18 protein-coding genes are annotated in these 16,458 nt (G+C 38.4%); 10 read left to right on the top strand and 8 right to left on the bottom strand.

Annotation, left to right across the window (positions count from 1 at the left end; genetic code table 11):
• Positions 1–64: 64 nt before the first annotated feature.
• The 4 genes from lepA (at position 65) to BLR60_RS01090 (ending at position 3,636) form a co-directional block, all read left to right on the top strand.
• Positions 65–1,852, top strand: coding sequence for a translation elongation factor 4 (gene lepA / locus BLR60_RS01105; protein ID WP_090496214.1), 1,788 nt, complete (start codon positions 65–67; stop codon positions 1,850–1,852).
• An 83-nt stretch (positions 1,853–1,935) separates the two neighbouring features.
• Positions 1,936–2,817: a bifunctional 5,10-methylenetetrahydrofolate dehydrogenase/5,10-methenyltetrahydrofolate cyclohydrolase gene (locus tag BLR60_RS01100; protein ID WP_090496213.1), complete on the top strand. Its 882-nt coding sequence runs from the start codon at positions 1,936–1,938 to the stop codon at positions 2,815–2,817.
• Between the two features lie 135 nt (positions 2,818–2,952).
• Positions 2,953–3,213 (top strand): DUF6364 family protein, encoded by a 261-nt coding sequence (locus BLR60_RS01095; protein ID WP_090496212.1) that lies wholly within the window; start codon positions 2,953–2,955, stop codon positions 3,211–3,213.
• Positions 3,214–3,216: 3 nt separating this feature from the next.
• The gene (locus BLR60_RS01090; protein WP_090496211.1) at positions 3,217–3,636 is read left to right on the top strand and encodes a PIN domain-containing protein; all 420 of its coding nucleotides are present in this window, start codon (positions 3,217–3,219) and stop codon (positions 3,634–3,636) included.
• Between the two features lie 106 nt (positions 3,637–3,742).
• On the opposite strand, the gene BLR60_RS01085 is transcribed toward BLR60_RS01090, so the two are convergent.
• A complete protein-coding gene (locus BLR60_RS01085; protein WP_090496210.1) occupies positions 3,743–4,078 on the bottom strand; it encodes a Rieske (2Fe-2S) protein in 336 nt (111 codons plus the stop codon).
• Between the two features lie 106 nt (positions 4,079–4,184).
• On the opposite strand from BLR60_RS01085, the gene BLR60_RS01080 reads away from it, so the two are divergent.
• From BLR60_RS01080 to BLR60_RS01070, 3 genes are all read left to right on the top strand, one after another.
• Complete coding sequence (locus tag BLR60_RS01080; protein WP_090496209.1) at positions 4,185–4,808, top strand: 7-carboxy-7-deazaguanine synthase QueE; 624 nt, start codon at positions 4,185–4,187, stop codon at positions 4,806–4,808.
• Positions 4,809–4,846: 38 nt separating this feature from the next.
• Positions 4,847–6,733, top strand: a complete 1,887-nt coding sequence (locus BLR60_RS01075) for an OmpA family protein (RefSeq protein WP_090496208.1) — start codon at positions 4,847–4,849, stop codon at positions 6,731–6,733.
• A 291-nt stretch (positions 6,734–7,024) separates the two neighbouring features.
• Complete coding sequence (locus tag BLR60_RS01070; RefSeq protein WP_090496207.1) at positions 7,025–7,669, top strand: YceH family protein; 645 nt, start codon at positions 7,025–7,027, stop codon at positions 7,667–7,669.
• A gap of 181 nt (positions 7,670–7,850) precedes the next feature.
• Here BLR60_RS01070 and fabF read toward each other — a convergent pair whose 3' ends face one another.
• The 3 genes from fabF to BLR60_RS01055 form a co-directional block, all read right to left on the bottom strand.
• Positions 7,851–9,101, bottom strand: coding sequence for a beta-ketoacyl-ACP synthase II (fabF, locus tag BLR60_RS01065; protein ID WP_090496206.1), 1,251 nt, complete (start codon positions 9,099–9,101; stop codon positions 7,851–7,853).
• A gap of 218 nt (positions 9,102–9,319) precedes the next feature.
• Positions 9,320–10,090 (bottom strand): SDR family oxidoreductase, encoded by a 771-nt coding sequence (locus BLR60_RS01060; RefSeq protein ID WP_090496205.1) that lies wholly within the window; start codon positions 10,088–10,090, stop codon positions 9,320–9,322.
• 83 nt (positions 10,091–10,173) lie between these two features.
• Positions 10,174–10,761 carry a TetR/AcrR family transcriptional regulator gene (locus BLR60_RS01055; RefSeq protein WP_090496204.1) on the bottom strand — a complete coding sequence of 196 codons (588 nt, stop codon included), beginning with the start codon at positions 10,759–10,761 and terminating at the stop codon, positions 10,174–10,176.
• 148 nt (positions 10,762–10,909) lie between these two features.
• On the opposite strand from BLR60_RS01055, the gene BLR60_RS01050 reads away from it, so the two are divergent.
• From BLR60_RS01050 to BLR60_RS01040, 3 genes are all read left to right on the top strand, one after another.
• Positions 10,910–11,821, top strand: coding sequence for a helix-turn-helix domain-containing protein (locus BLR60_RS01050; protein WP_090496203.1), 912 nt, complete (start codon positions 10,910–10,912; stop codon positions 11,819–11,821).
• 89 nt (positions 11,822–11,910) lie between these two features.
• A complete protein-coding gene (locus BLR60_RS01045; RefSeq protein WP_244155556.1) occupies positions 11,911–12,744 on the top strand; it encodes an SDR family NAD(P)-dependent oxidoreductase in 834 nt (277 codons plus the stop codon).
• A 192-nt stretch (positions 12,745–12,936) separates the two neighbouring features.
• A complete protein-coding gene (locus BLR60_RS01040; protein ID WP_090496201.1) occupies positions 12,937–13,788 on the top strand; it encodes an SDR family oxidoreductase in 852 nt (283 codons plus the stop codon).
• Between the two features lie 103 nt (positions 13,789–13,891).
• Here the strand turns inward: BLR60_RS01040 and arsB are convergent, their stop codons facing one another.
• The 4 genes from arsB to BLR60_RS01020 are packed head-to-tail and all read right to left on the bottom strand — an operon-like array spanning position 13,892 to position 16,329.
• Positions 13,892–14,956, bottom strand: a complete 1,065-nt coding sequence (gene arsB / locus BLR60_RS01035) for an ACR3 family arsenite efflux transporter (protein ID WP_090496200.1) — start codon at positions 14,954–14,956, stop codon at positions 13,892–13,894.
• Between the two features lies 1 nt (position 14,957).
• Complete coding sequence (locus BLR60_RS01030) at positions 14,958–15,377, bottom strand: arsenate reductase ArsC (protein ID WP_090496199.1); 420 nt, start codon at positions 15,375–15,377, stop codon at positions 14,958–14,960.
• An 18-nt stretch (positions 15,378–15,395) separates the two neighbouring features.
• A complete protein-coding gene (locus BLR60_RS01025; RefSeq protein ID WP_090496673.1) occupies positions 15,396–15,962 on the bottom strand; it encodes a DUF6428 family protein in 567 nt (188 codons plus the stop codon).
• 37 nt (positions 15,963–15,999) lie between these two features.
• Complete coding sequence (locus tag BLR60_RS01020) at positions 16,000–16,329, bottom strand: ArsR/SmtB family transcription factor (RefSeq protein WP_090496198.1); 330 nt, start codon at positions 16,327–16,329, stop codon at positions 16,000–16,002.
• Positions 16,330–16,458: the final 129 nt, after the last annotated feature.

The raw sequence follows: 16,458 nt of genomic DNA, 5'->3' as shown, positions 1-16,458 counted from the left end.
TAAGCGTTCCATCACTAATTTTGCATCTTAAATTTCCCATTAAAAAACATATCTTTGCGCAAAGATGAAGCATATACGTAATTTTTGCATTATTGCACATATCGACCATGGTAAAAGTACACTGGCTGATAGGTTATTAGAATATACAGCGACGATTTCGCAGCGTGAAGCGCAGGCGCAATTGCTCGATAACATGGATTTAGAGCGTGAGAGAGGCATAACCATTAAAAGTCATGCCATACAAATGAACTATAAGGTTGGCGATATTGAATACAATTTCAACCTGATTGATACACCAGGGCACGTGGATTTTTCCTACGAAGTTTCACGTTCCATTGCAGCCTGTGAAGGTGCGTTATTAATTGTAGATGCTTCGCAAGGCATTCAGGCGCAGACCATTTCGAATTTATATCTGGCTTTAGAGCACGATCTTGAAATTATCCCGATTTTAAATAAAATGGATTTACCTGGGGCTATGCCTGAGGAAGTTAAAGACCAGATTATTGATTTGATCGGTTGCAAACGTGAAGATATTATTCCAGCTTCGGGTAAAACAGGATTGGGTATTCCTGATATTATCCAGGCTATTGTTGATCGTGTACCAGCTCCGGTTGGTGATCCGGAAGCGCCATTACAAGCCTTAATTTTCGACTCTGTTTTTAACTCTTTCAGAGGCATTATCGCCTACTATAAAGTGGTAAATGGTGAAATTAAAAAAGGTGATAAAGTAAAATTTATTAACACCGGTAAAGAATATCTGGCTGATGAAGTTGGAATTCTGAAACTGGATATGGCTCCACGTAGTGTAGTTAAAACCGGTGATGTGGGCTATATTATTTCCGGAATTAAGGAAGCGCGCGAGGTAAAGGTTGGCGATACCATCACAACAGTTGGCAGGCCAGCAGAAGGTGCCATTCAAGGTTTTGAAGAGGTTAAGCCGATGGTTTTTGCAGGTATTTATCCTGTTGATACAGACGATTTTGAAGAATTACGTGAAGCGATGCATAAATTGCAGCTTAATGATGCTTCGATTGTGTTTGAGCCGGAAAGTTCTGCCGCTTTGGGCTTTGGTTTCCGTTGCGGTTTCCTGGGCATGTTGCACATGGAAATTATTCAGGAGCGCTTAGAACGCGAATTCGACATGACGGTAATTACGACCGTACCTAACGTTTCGTACATTGCACATACCACCAAAGGTGTCGAAATTACGGTGAACAACCCCTCTGATTTACCAGACCCAAGCAAATTGGACTCCGTTGAAGAGCCTTTTATTAAAGCAAATATTATTACCAAAGCAGAATTTGTTGGTCCGGTAATGTCGCTTTGTATTCAAAAACGCGGAATTATTGTTAATCAATCCTATTTAACATCCGACCGTGTTGAACTGGTTTTCGAAATGCCGATGGGCGAAATCGTATTTGATTTTTACGATAAATTAAAAACCATTTCTAAAGGTTATGCCTCATTTGATTATCATCAGGTTGGTTACCGTAAATCGGATTTGGTTCGTTTAGATATGTTAATCAATGACGAACCCGTTGATGCACTATCTTCATTGATCCATAGAAGTAACGCTTATGATTTTGGTAAGAAAATCTGCGAGAAATTAAGAGAATTGATCCCTCGTCAACAATTTGAGATTAAAATACAGGCATCCATCGGTGCGAAAGTTATTGCCCGCGAAACACTGAGCGCTTTACGTAAAGATGTAACCGCTAAATGTTATGGTGGTGATATTTCACGTAAGCGTAAGTTATTGGAAAAACAGAAAAAAGGTAAAAAACGTATGCGCCAGGTGGGTAACGTAGAAATCCCTCAATCTGCATTTATGGCGGTTTTGAAATTAGATTAATTAGATTTGAGATGTTAGATTTGAGATTTGAGACAGAACCGTCAATCTCAAATCTAACATCTCGTATCTCACATCTCATAAGTATGAAATTATTAGACGGTAAATACGTATCAGAAAAAGTCAAAGTTCAGATTGCTGAAGAGGCGGCTGATTTTTTGAATAAAACAGGTCGCAAGCCACATCTTGTCGCCATTTTAGTGGGCAACGATGGCGGCAGCGAAACCTATGTGGCCAGTAAGATGAAAAACTGTGAAAAGGTTGGTTTTAAATCTTCCTTACACCGTTACGACAACTCGGTTACCGAAGCCGAATTATTAGCTAAAATTGAAGAAATTAATCAGGATGCTGATGTAGATGGCTTAATTGTACAATTGCCTTTACCTAAACATATCGACCCTGAAAAAGTAACCGAAAAAATTGATTATCGTAAAGATGTGGACGGTTTCCATCCGGTTAATTTGGGGCGAATGATGCGTAATCTACCTTGCTTTATCCCTGCAACACCTTATGGTATTTTATTGATGTTACAAGAATACAATATCGATACGACAGGTAAACACTGCGTAGTTGTAGGTCGCAGTAACATTGTAGGCAGCCCAATGAGTATTTTAATGGCCCGTAATGCAAACCCGGGCAACTGTACCGTAACACTTACCCACTCGCGCACCAAAGATTTAAAAGAACAGGTTCTCCAGGCTGATATTGTGATTGCAGCAATTGGCAAAAAGAATTTTGTTACTGCCGATATGGTTAAACCTGGTGCGATTATAATTGATGTAGGTATTAATAGAGAAAACTCTACCGAAACCAAATCAGGTTTTAAGTTATATGGTGATGTAGATTTTGAAAACGTTGCACCAATATCATCGTACATTACTCCGGTACCGGGCGGCGTAGGTTTAATGACCATTGTTGGTTTATTGAAAAATACGTTGGCCTCAGCAAGGAAAGAAATTTATTCATAGGTAAAAGCTTAAACACGAAAGCGAAAAACCAACGGTAACAGATATTAAAAACGGCTCAAATTGAGCCGTTTTTTTTACGTATAATATTTTTAATCACCACGTATAATTATTATATTTGAAATAAAATTTAATCACATGGACACCAAGTTAACTTTAAGCTTTAATCAAGATGTTGTGGCAAGGGCAAAAAAATATGCCGCTGAAAACAATATTAGCTTGTCACGATTAATAGAACACCTCTTAACTCAGGTAACTGCCAAAGAATACAAATCTTTAGAAGATTTTCCAATTTCAGACTGGGTGAGTATGGTTGCTGAGGGCGAAGTTGAATATAAAAAAACGCCAAAAGCAACACGTAAAAATTCAAAAGATGAATTCTTTTCATCTAAAAAGTAATTGATGAAGATATTTTTAGATGCTAATGTTTTAGTTTCGGTGCTGAATAAGGAATACCCACTTTACACCTATTCATCAAGAATTTTAAGTTTAGCGGCTCATCCGAAATTTGAAATTTATACCTCACCGCTTTGTTTGGCTATTGCTTTTTACTTTGCCGAAAAAAAGCATAAAGCACAGTTGGCTAAACAAAAAATTGATTTGCTTTGCCGACATATTAAAATTGCAGGGAATTCATCAAAAGGTGTTTTGGATACATTATCGAATAAGAAGATACATGATTTTGAAGACGGGCTGGAATATTACGCTGCACGATCCGCTGATTGTAAATGCATCATCACAGAAGATGTAGATGATTTTTACTTTTCTGAAATTGAAGTTTTAAGCTGTCAGGAGTTTTTTAGTAGGCATTTGCTTAATTAATATTAAGCCAAATGTCACCTCCAAAAAGGCACAAAGTTTATTTTTACATCTGCTAAGAAGACCTAATTGCCCAGTATACTAATGACAAATAAACTTATGAACCTAACTATCCCCAAAGCTTATTCCACCAGCTTTCTTCGAAACCAATATACAAACCATCTTCACGTAATTCGGTTGGGTAAATATTGATGTAATCGCCTTGTCCCTCTGCACCCCTTCCGGTAGTTAAACTATATTCATACCGGTGGATTGGGCATACCAGGTTTCCGTTTTTACACCAGCCACCGCCAAAATGGCCACCGGCATGCGGGCAAGAAGATTGAGTAGCAGTAATTTTATCATCATTATTGATCAGACAGAGCTGTTTTCCTGCAACTTCAATCGTCCTAATCGTATCAGGACGAGGAATTTGATTATTATTTAGCGCCTTGAACCACTTCATCCAGCTAAAATACAGCAAATAAATATCACTCTTATTTCATCTTTCTATTAAATTTCAAAAGAGCACAGCAACACCATATTTTTTTAGGATATTTGCATCCTCAAAAATGAAACAGGCAATACCAGAAGACGGCACATTACTTCCTTTAATGGAAGAATTTTATACTATACAGGGAGAAGGATTTAACACGGGTAAGGCGGCTTATTTCATCCGTTTAGGCGGCTGCGATGTGGGTTGCCATTGGTGCGATGTTAAAGAAAGCTGGGATGCCGAGATGCACCCACTTACCTCTTCGGATGTTATTGTAGAAAATGCCGATCGATTTCCGGGTAAAGCTGTTGTAATTACCGGCGGCGAGCCTTTGATTTATAACCTGGATTATTTAACTTATAAGTTAAAAGAAAGAGGTATTTTAACCTTTATCGAAACATCTGGCGCCTATCCCCTTTCAGGCAACTGGGATTGGATCTGTTTATCGCCAAAGAAATTTAAAGCGCCCAGACCAGATATTACGCCATTTGCTCACGAACTGAAGGTTATCATATTTAATAAAAGTGATTTTAAATGGGCTGAAGAATATGCTGCAATGGTGTCTCCTACCTGTAAATTGTATCTTCAGCCAGAGTGGTCTAAATCAAAAGAAATTACACCGTTAATTATCGAATATGTGATGGCTAATCCTAAATGGGAGATCTCCTTGCAAACACACAAATTTTTAAATATTCCTTAAATTAGTTTACATTAGCTTTGTTACCAAATGTTAATGTAATGAAATTTTGCTTAATCCTCTCGTTTAGCATACTGAGTATTTATTGTTTTGGACAAAGTTCTGCGAATAAAAAAGCTCAGGTTTATTTTGAAAAAGCAGGGCCACTTATTGATAAATTTGATTATGTTGCTGCCGAGCAAGTGTTAAAGAATGCGGTAGAAACAGATCCCTTATTTCAGAATGCCTACATCGTACTGGCAGGAGTTTATAAAGCTCAAAAAAAATATCAGGATGCCAGATCGGCATACGAAAAAGCGATATTAATCAATAAGGTGGTGGCTCCGGGAGTAATTTACGACCTCGCAGAAACAGAATTTGCTACACAGGATTATTTAAAAGCAAAACAGCATTTTGGAGATTTTTTGACAGTGGATTCGTCATCTGATCGAGCAAGAAGAGCGAAAAAATACCTTTTAGATTGTGATTTTGCAACCGTTGCAATAAAAAAACCTGTAAAATACAGTCCGACAAATTTAGGCGAAGGTGTAAATACAGTTGATGCGGAATACTTTCCTGCAATAACTGCTGATGGTGAAATTTTGGTTTTTACCCGTCAGGTTAAGGGTAATGAAGACTTTTGGACCGCCCAATTTAAAAACAACACATGGAGTACGGCCACACCCTTATCAAGTAAAATAAATACCACCAGATATAATGAAGGTGCACAAACCATTTCTCCTGATGGAAAGTACCTGTTTTTTACCGGCTGTAACCGGCCTGATGGTTTGGGTAGGTGTGATATTTATGTTTCTCACCGTGAGGGAAAAGATTGGGGTGAACCCTATAATGTTGGTCAGCCCGTCAATTCTGAGTTCTGGGAATCGCAGCCCGCCATAAGCCCCGACGGGCGGACATTATATTTTATCAGCAACAGACCTGGCGGATATGGTGGATATGACATATGGAAAAGCACCATTACGGATGATGCCAAATGGGGGCCTGCTATTAATCTTGGACCTGAGATTAACACCGCTTTCGATGAAAATACTCCTTTTCTACATGCAGACGGTAAAACATTGTATTTTTCTTCTAATGGCTGGCCAGGTTTTGGGAATAAAGATATTTACTTTAGCAGACAGGGAAATGATGGCCAATGGCAAAAACCGGTTAACATTGGCTATCCGATCAATTCTTTTGAAGATGAAAGCGGTTTAGTAGTAAGCGCCGATGGAAATTTAGGGTTGTTTTCATCAAATTTAAAAGGAGGTTTCGGCATGCAGGACATTTACAGTTTTGGTATTCCGGAAACAGCAAAACCCTTAAAGGTTTCTTATGTGAAAGGAATTGTAAGAGACCGGGACACAAAAAAAACAATTGAAAGCAATGTGCAGGTAGTAGATTTAAAAACCAATAAAACTGTTTTTGATGATTATACCGATCCCGAAACGGGTCAATTTTTAGCAGTGATGCCCATTGGAAGTAATTACCTGTTTAACGTAAATTCCGAAGGTTATCTATTTTACTCGGAAAACTTCGAACTTAAGAGTGACGATATTACCAAACCTTACCAGATCGAAGTTTATATCGAAAAAATAAAACAAGGTGGAAATGTAACTTTAAAAAATATTTTCTTCGACACCAACAAGTTTAACCTCTTACCTGCTTCCATTCGGGAACTTGATCTGCTGATCGATTTTTTGCAGCAAAATAAAAACGTACAGATTGAAGTTCAAGGGCATACGGATAATGTTGGCGATGATAAATTGAATGAAAGGTTATCTTTTAATCGGGCCAACGCCGTTTACGAATACCTGATTAAAAACAGTATTGATGCAAAAAGACTCACTTTTAAGGGCTTCGGCGCAAGTAAACCTATCGCTGATAATAAAACTGAAACAGGACGAAAAAACAATAGAAGAACCTCATTTGTGATCACAAAGATTTAATTTTTCTTATCGCCTCGTCATTCTAAACTTGTCTTTAGAATCCATACGGTCTTATAAAAGAGGTTGTGTTATCGTTGTATTTGCATCGATTGGTCATGGCGAGTCTCCCGAAACGCTTTTATGTTACAAACCAATTTATGATCGGTATCCGCTAAAAAATTATGGCTGGATTTGGACATTGCACAATTCAGAAATTAGAATTTTCTACCCGGTAACATTTCATGTAACGCCTTAGAAAAATGATAAACAAAATAATTTTCAAAATGCGCAACCAATTTATACTTTTATAACATGGACAATGTAAAACCCCTACCTGATTTATCAGCAGAAGAACAACGTGTTTTGGGCGCATTAATAGAAAAAAGCCGTACCACGCCCGATTATTACCCAATGACTTTAAACAGTTTAACCGCTGCATGTAATCAAAAAAGTTCAAGAAATCCGGTGGTAAATTACGATGAGGAAACGATAATTTTAACGCTAAACCAACTTAAAATAAAAGGTTTAATTTCTACAGCTACAGGAGGATCTAGTCGTGCAACCAAATACAAACATAATTTAGCCATTGTTTATCCATTACTACCTTCTGAGTTGGCTATCATTTGCCTTTTGCTTTTGCGCGGACCATTAACGCCTGGTGAAATCAATAGCAATTCGGGAAGGTTGTATGAATTTGAAAGTATAGAAGAGGTTTTAGCGCAACTTCAAAAACTTTCGGATGAAGAACCAGCCTTTGTAAAGCAATTGGCTAAGAAAGCTGGTCAGAAGGAAGCCCGTTTTGTTCATCTTTTAGGCGAACAGGCTGAAACCACTGTCGAAACTGAAACATTTACAGCGCCGCAAATCGAGACCACTGCATTGGAAAATCGCATTGAAAAACTGGAGTTGGAAGTGGAAGAACTTAAAGAACTGGTAAATTTGTTGATGGACAAGTAGATTAACTTATTCATTGGCATTAGTTAATGATCTTTAACCAACAAGCTTTAGCTAAAGTGCTTGTCGGTCTGAGCGTAGTCGAAGACCGTTAAGAATTAATTTTCCGTGCTTATGTGTTTCCGTGGCGAAAATTAGGTCTTAGCGAGACGCTAAGACCAGTACCAGATTTTTTTTGAGACAATTAAGCTTCGTACTTTTTAAAAATAGTACTCGCCGTGTGACCACCGAAACCAAAAGTATTGTTTAATACGTAATTGATTTCCTTTTTAATCGGCTCACCCAAAACAATATTTAATCCCTTTGGAATATTTTCATCCAGATTTTTGGTGTTAATGGTAGGTGGAATGATATTATCCCTGATCGAAAGAATACTGATTACACTTTCAATTGCACCTGCAGCACCCAACAAATGACCTGTCATTGATTTGGTAGCCCCAATAATTACGGGCAAACCATTAAAAACAGTATTAATACCCTGCAACTCACTTAAATCGCCCAATCCGGTTGAAGTAGCATGTGCATTAATATAATCAATTTTATCGGCAGTTATCCCGGCATCTTTCAATGCTTTTGTCATTCCTAAAGCAGCACCAATCCCATCCGGAGGCGTTCCGGTAAGGTGATAGGCATCTGCAGCCATTCCTCCTCCAACAATTTCGGCATAAATATGCGCACCACGCTGTAAAGCATGATCCAGTTCTTCCAAAACCAGCGCGCCTGCCCCTTCACTCATCACGAAACCATCCCTATCTTTATCAAAAGGCTTAGATGCACCTTGAGGATCGTCGTTATTTTTTGACAAAGCTTGTGCGGCATTAAATCCACCTACAGACGATTTGGTTAGTGCTGCTTCCGAACCACCGGCAATCATCACGTTTGCTTTACCTAAACGGATGGTGTCAAAAGCATTCACAATGGCGGTGTTAGACGATGCGCAGGCCGAAACTGTACAGTAATTCGGTCCGCGCAATTTATGACGAATAGAAATAGCCCCGGCAGCAATATCAACAATCATTTTTGGGATAAAATAAGGGTTAAATCTTGGCGTGCCATCCCCTGCATGAAATTCTTCGAGCTGCGCTTCGAAAGTACCTATACCACCGTTTCCGGTTGCCCAGATTACGCCAACTTCTGCCAACTGACCATCATTCATGATGCTGAAATCCAATCCGGCATCTTTTATGGCCTGATCACTCGAAGCAATAGCATACTGCGTAAAAAGGTCGTATTTTTTTATCTCCTTTTTCTCCAGGTATTCTTCAGGATTAAAATCCTTTACTTCACCTGCAAATTGCGTTTTAAATTTACCCGAATCAAATTTTGTAATGGGGCCAATGCCACTTTTTCCGGCTAAAATCTGTTGCCAAAATTGCTCAACGGTATTGCCAAGCGGGGTTATCGCACCTAAACCGGTTACTACTACTCTTTTCATTTTAATATTTTTTAGTCAATTCCCTTGGATAAAAATCAACTGTTAATTAGCCAAGAGATGTTTAATATAGCTGGAAGAGCTAGATAAGACCTATCGTTTTATTAAAGCTGATGTAAACCCAGGTTTTACACTTAATGCCGCGAAAGTAACAATTCCAACATGGAAAACTGTCATTTAAATGGAAACAACAAGTTCTTTTGCTTTCCAACTCTATCATTTTAGTGCTCAACAGTATCTATCCAGGCTTTTCGATTGGCGTTCATTACGTTTAAAGCATCAACTGGCGACTGTCTGAACAATTCATAAATCTTGGCGGTATCACCTACCCTGATTTCAAACTCATCATTGGCTAAAGCAGCTAAGAGCTCATCTGCCACAACTGAAGGTTTAATCCCATTATGACCACCGATTTCTTTAGAAAATTCAGTATCAACCAAGGGAGGCATTAATTCGAAAACTTTAACAGCAGTTTCTTCTAAACTTAATCTTAACGAAGTGCTGTATGAATGTAATGCTGCTTTACTGGCTGCATAAGTGGGCAAGGTAATCCCTGGCACATAAGCTACTACAGACGATACATTTACGATAGCTGAAGCCTCTTGCTGTTTTAACAAGGGTAACAACTTTTGATTAATCCTGATGATAGACAAGTAATTGGTCATCATTTCATCTGCTGCATTTGTAAATGCATCCTGGTTTGGATCGGCTAAATGATAGAGCAATGCTCTTCCGGCATTGTTGATCACCATGTTTAACTGAGGAAACTCCGATTTAATTTCCTCGACCAAAAGATCTACATCATCAGCCTTACTCACGTCAGACAGAACAGTGGTTACATTAGGTAACGATGCAGCTGCTGCATTTAACCTTTCCTGGTTCCTACCCGTAATAATGACATGGTTATCTAAAGTGGTTAACTGTTTTGCGATTTCTAAACCGATACCAGCCGTTCCGCCGATCAATAAAACGGTGTTTTTTGAAGTTTTCATTTTTATATTTTTTTTAAATTTTAAGATTAACAATACTGTTTAAACCTAATAAATACCGATCGGTATATTTTAGTTCAAAATTTTTAGCCGAGGCTTTCAACGTATTTTTTTAATGACCCCATAATGAGGCTCCAGTATTCCACTTTTGAAGTCAGTTTTGAAATCATGATCCCACCTTCTACCATGGCGATAATGGTTAAAGCAATTTGTTCGGGATCTTGGTCTGCGTCGATTTCTTTTCCGGCAATACCGGCTTCAACCAGTTTGGCGATTTTATTTTTCCAATCCAGAACAGCTTTCAGTACCTTTCCACGCAATTCGGGATGCGTATCATCAGCATCAATTGCAGTATTTAAAACCGGGCAACCACCTTCTGACACCGAGCCATCTATAAATTTCTGATAAATATCAATATACACCAAAAGCTTGTCTTTTATACTCCGCTGTTTATTCATTTCAGCATCTATCTTTGACGAAACATTTTTGAGGTTATAATCAAAAGCAGCCAATGCTACTTCATCCTTATTGGCAAAGTTGCCATAAATACTGCCCTTTGTTAAACCTGTAGCAGCAGTAATATCATTTAAAGACGTACCAGCATAACCCTTCATATTAAAAATAGGCGCCGTTTTCTCCACAATAAAAATTCTTGTTTTTTCTGCTTTGGTCATGTTCTTTGAAATTGACGATGCAAATATATACCAATCGGTATATTAAATGCAATTATTTTTATCACCGTAATCTCCTTTTAATTCAAGCACGGCCGCTCCTTCGATTACATTAATCTATTTTTGGTTTGAATTTTGTAACTTTGATTTTATGAACAAACCAGAAACGATAGAAGATTTTTATCAGAATAAATTCAGGTTCCTTCCTGATAACCTCCAGAATGGCGTAGGTCATTTTAACGTTTTCAAACTGGAAGATTGTTTAAGGGATGATCACAAACCAATGAGTTATAACCGAAGGGATTATTACAAAATCTGCCTTACGCGTGGCCATAATGTTTACCACTATGCAGATAGGAGTATCGAAATTAATGGTACAGCTTTAATCTTTTTTAATCCGCTTGTACCTTATACCTGGGAACTGGGCAGCGGCAAACAAAGTGAGGTAACGGGTTATTTTTGCATTTTTACAGAAGCCTTCTTCACCGAAAAGATCCGTGGAAACATTGGCGATTTACCGATGTTTACCCATGGAGGAAAACCAGCATATTTTTTAAATGAACAGCAAGACAAACATATCGAAGCTATTTTTGCCAAAATGTTTGATGAAATTAATTCTGATTATATTTATAAATATGATTTGCTCCGCAATTACATTACAGAAATTACCCACTTTGCTTTAAAAACAGAGCCTTCCGAAAATTTATTTAAACATACGGATGCCAATGCCAGGATTACTTCTGTTTTTACGGAGTTATTAGAGCGCCAGTTTCCTATCGAAACTACCACCCAAAGGTTTACCATGCGCTCGGCAAAGGATTATGCGTCACAGCTTTCGGTACACGTAAACCATTTAAACCGTGCGATAAAAGAAACTACTGGTAAAACAACTACCCACTACATTACAGAACGTTTATTAAGAGAGGCTAAAGCTTTACTGAAGCACACAGACTGGAATATTTCAGAAATAGGCTATTGCCTGGGATTTGAAGAACCTACCCATTTTAACAACTTTTTCAAAAAATTAACTAACCATACCCCTACTTCTTACCGGATTGTTTGAATTTCGTAATAATCGGTTTGATTAACGTAATAACGTAAATTCATTTGCACTGTAATTTTGTCTTAACAAAAAAGGATAAAACTATGGGCATGAAAAAAGTTTGGTTTATTACCGGAGCTTCAAAGGGCTTAGGATTAAGTTTAGTTCATCAATTATTAAAAGCTGGCCAATCTGTTGCGGCTACCTCAAGAAATATCAGTGAACTTAAAAAAGCAGTAAATAATGACTCTGGAAAATTTCTTCCGCTGGCCGTTGACCTGGCCGATGAAAAAAGTGTGGAAGAAGCTATACAGGCCACTATTGCAAAATTCGAAAGAATTGATGTTGTGATCAATAATGCGGGTTATGGCATTGGAGGCAGTATAGAAGAATTAAGTGATGCAGAAACGCGCAATAGTTTTGATGTAAACGTTTTCGGAACAATAAATGTCATCAGAAAAGCCTCACCTTATTTAAGGGCACAAAGAGCTGGTCACATCATTAACATTGCATCAATTGCGGGTATTGCGGGTGCAACTGGCTGGGCGGTATACGCAACTGCAAAATCAGCGGTAATTGCATTATCAGAAGTATCTGCCGAAGACCTTAAAGAATTTAGCGTAAAAGTAACTGTTGTGGTTCCCGGCGCATTCAGAACCAGTTTCTTAACCACTGATTCGCTAATTTTGGCAGCCAGTCCCATTGCAGAATATGAAGAGGTGCGCGCAATACACCATAAATACCTCAAAATGGATGGTCAACAGATTGGTGACCCCGAGAAGGCTGCAGCGGCTATGATCTCATTGGTCAGTATGCCTAATCCACCGGTTCATTTACTTTTAGGGAACGATGCTTTCCTGAGGGCAAACAATAAATTAGAATCGCTACAGAAAGAATTTAACGATTGGAAAGCCATCACCATTTCAACAGATTTTGACAATTAATTAAATCCTGATCGCGAATTAGCATTTCAAAAAGAGGCGGTATCATAAATATAACTTTGTTATCCGAAATTGTCGGAAGGAATTGCAATAAACCTGTTTAAGGCGTTTCGACAGGCTCAACATGACAAAGTTTTAGCGAAACTATTTTTATGATACCACACAATCAATTCATTTCGACTTAAAAACAATATCATGGAAAATCAAAAAGTATGGTTTGTAACAGGCGCATCAAAAGGCCTGGGATTAATCTTAGTAAAAACATTATTAAACAGTGGTGTTAACGTTGCCGCAACTTCAAGAAATTTAAGCGACTTAACAAAAGCCGTGGGCGAACACGAAAACTTTTTGCCTTTGGCAGTTGATCTGATCGACGAAAACAGTGTAGAAAGTGCAGTGAGCCAAACCATCAGCAAATTTGGCCGGTTAGATGTTGTGGTAAACAATGCAGGTTATGGCATGCTTGGTGCATTGGAAGAACTAAGTGATAAAGAATCACGCCAAAACTTCGATGTGAATGTTTTCGGTTCTTTAAATATAATCAGAAAGGTCTTGCCTCAATTACGCAAACAACAATCAGGTCATATTTTCAACATTTCTTCAATTGGTGGTTTTTCAGGTAATTTCCCAGGGTTTGGAATTTATTGCGCTACAAAATTCGCAGTGGTTGGTTTTACTGAATCGTTAGCTGCAGAAGTAAAATCGATGGGCATAAAAGCAACAGTGGTAGAACCGGGTTATTTTAGAACTGAATTTCTGACAACAGGTTCTTTAGCCGTTCCAAATTCTCCTATCGACGCTTACAAGGAAGTACGTGACTCGCAGGCGGCACACCAAAATGACATCAACAACCAACAGCCAGGCGATCCGGCCAAGGCAGTTGAGGTGATTATTGAAGCTTCAAAAAGTGAAAACCCACCGCTTCATTTATTCTTAGGCCCTGATGCTTATCAGGTTGCGGATGCGAAAATTGCGGATGTACAAAAGGATATGGCGAATTGGAAATATCTGGCAACCGCCACGAATTTTGACGAGATTGGCGCGTAGTATACAAGCATAAAATAGTCGTCATTTCTAGCGCAGCGAAGTCGAGAAATCTGTCTAGATAGATCTATCCATTTCGCTGCGTTTCATTTGAGATGATTATATCTTATACTTCAAAATATCGCCTCTTAAACCACTGCGCCAAGTTAACCAATGCAATTAATGCCGGTACTTCAACCAACGGACCGATAACACCTGCAAATGCCTGTCCGGAATGGATTCCGAATACACCTATGGCCACTGCAATGGCCAATTCGAAGTTGTTTCCGGTAGCGGTAAAAGCAATAGCGGTACTTTGGCTATAATCTGCACCGAAATACTTACCTACAAAGAAACTGATCACAAACATAATGGCGAAATAGATTACCAATGGCAAGGCAATTCGTAGTACGTCCAATGGAATCTGAACGATCAGCTCGCCTTTTAAACTAAACATTATTACGATCGTAAACAAAAGGGCAATTAAGGTTACTGGCGAAATCATTGGAATAAAAGTTAAGCGGAACCACTTTTCGCCTTTCCATTTAATCAGTATTTTTTGACTTAAAATGCCCATTAAAAACGGAATACCCAGGTAAATCCCCACGCTTTTTGCAATCTCTCCAATAGAAATTGATACAGGTAAGCCTTTTAAACCGAATATAGGAGGCAAAATGGTAATAAAGAAGTAAGCGAATAAACTGTAAAGCAATACCTGAAAAATACTATTCAGGGCAATCAGACCAGCAGCATATTCACGGCTTCCCTCCGCAAGTTCATTCCAAACTACCACCATGGCAATACACCTGGCTAAACCGATCATAATTAAACCAACCATGTATTCGGGATACCCATGTAAAAAGATAATCGCCAGGAAAAACATTAAAAATGGCCCAACGATCCAATTTAAAACCAGCGAAGCCCCTAAAACTTTGGTATTTTTAAATACTTCGCCCAGGTTTCCATAATTGACTTTGGCTAAAGGAGGATACATCATCAGGATTAATCCAATTGCTAAAGGAATGTTGGTACTTCCACTGGAAAATGAATTGATTAATACCGCAGATGAAGGAAATAAATAGCCCAGCGATACACCTAAAAGCATCGATAAAAAAATCCAGATCGTTAAGTACCGGTCTAAAAAACTGAGCTGTTTTCGTTTCACTACAGGCGTACAACTATTTGCCGACATCTTATCGTTTTAAGTTTTCGTTGACAAAATTCTCCATGTAAACTTTAATCAAGTCTCTTGTGCTTCTGAATTGTGTCATAATTTCAGCTTCAGTACCTATCGCTTTAGCCGGATCGGGAAAGTTATGGTGCAGTTTTATGGCCTGAGTTGGGAAATACGGACAACTTTCTTTCGCATGATCACATACAGTAATCACATAATTAAAAGGAACATCAAAGTATTCTTCGACATTATTCGATGTTTGATCCGAAATATCGATTCCATCTTCTGCCATTATTTTTATTGCCCTGGGGTTTACACCATGCACTTCGATACCCGCACTATAGATTTTAGCTTTGTTTTGAGCGAAATATTTTAAATATCCTTCAGCAAGTTGACTACGGCAACTGTTTCCGGTGCAAAGCACCAATATATTTTTCATTATTTTAAATTTAACTTCTTAACAACAACCGCTCCCCGGTGTACAGCTATTTTGATCAGCGGCGAGGTTAACCAATTCGATTTTTCTTTTTACAGGTTCAGCGGGTGCGCAACATTCTTCACCTGCTGAAGTGGTACCGCAACTTCCACCGCGGTTAATGGCTTTACATTGGGTAGCATCCGGGGTAAGATCCAAAATCAAGTTTTCATCGTCAATTTTAAATTCCCCCGGAAACATCTGCCTCGTATCGAACAAAGAATTACCAAATTCAATTTTCACAATTCCATTTGGATTTAGTTGGAGCTTACTTTCTACCAGATTGATAATAGATAATGCTTTTTTAACCTCCATAGCCCTGCCCTCTTCCTCGTCGGTAGGTTCCCATAACTGCACTATAATTTCAGTCCAGGCATTCATTACTCCTCCGCAATCTACTGAGGTTATCGGTGCCTGTTTAATCTCTGTAATGTGGTAATTGGCATTTACCCATTTATTAGACTCATATTGGAACTGCAAAAGCAATTCCGGATGTTGTTGAAGTTTAGCCTTAAAAGCACTCCACCCGACAGATAATTTATTGATCATAATATTGCAATTTAACGATTGATATGAATAAAAAATTTTAACAGCAGTTTTGTTCACCTTGATAAGAAGCAAAAAAATCTCCCAATTGATTTTGGAGTAATTTCCATGTCTTAGGTTCTATGCAGTAACAGATGCTCACCCCTTCTATTGTACCCTGTATAATGCCCGCATTTTTAAGTTCTTTTAAATGTTGGGAAATGGTCGCCTGTGCCAAACCCAGTTCTTCAACCAAATCACCACAAATACAGGTATTTGATTGGAGGATGCGCTGAAGAATGGCTATTCGCGCAGGATGTGCCATCGCTTTTAACCACGCTGCCATCTGGTTTTGTTCTTCGGTAAAGATTTCTGTTTTGGTAAGCCCCATATTTATATCGCAATATTACGATGTATAATTTGGATATCAAAATTTATTATTAAACTTACTTCACGCGTTATAGAATTTTTATAGATTCAATGTTTTACTTAGTGCATAAATATCTTGTATTTTAATGCC

The sequence above is a fragment of the Pedobacter terrae genome (genome assembly GCF_900100705.1).
GTDB lineage: Bacteria > Bacteroidota > Bacteroidia > Sphingobacteriales > Sphingobacteriaceae > Pedobacter > Pedobacter terrae.
Note: the sequence above shows the minus strand (reverse complement) of the source record. Positions and strands in the feature narration are given on the sequence as shown.